Here is a 209-nt window from a genome sequence, read left to right as displayed (position 1 = left end):
AGTAGTAGATACAAAAGAAGTAACAGCGGCAACAGAATGGAAGTACACATTTGAAAAGCTACAAGCATACGATGAAAATGGAGTAGCGTACAAGTATGAAGTGAAAGAACAAGCAGTACCAGGATATGAATCCAAAGTAAATGGTACTGATATCACAAATACAAAAGTAGGCAAAACAAAGGTAGAAGGAACGAAGACATGGAAAGACG

1 protein-coding gene is annotated in these 209 nt (G+C 37.3%); it reads left to right on the top strand.

The window, feature by feature from the left end:
- Positions 1-209: Cna B-type domain-containing protein (locus MR083_RS27680; protein WP_242270159.1), on the top strand; the 209-nt coding region annotated here is incomplete at both ends.

Origin of the sequence: Bacillus cereus group sp. BfR-BA-01408, from assembly GCF_022663305.1 — a bacterium.
Taxonomy (GTDB): Bacteria; Bacillota; Bacilli; order Bacillales; family Bacillaceae_G; genus Bacillus_A; species Bacillus_A pacificus.
Note: the sequence above shows the minus strand (reverse complement) of the source record. Positions and strands in the feature narration are given on the sequence as shown.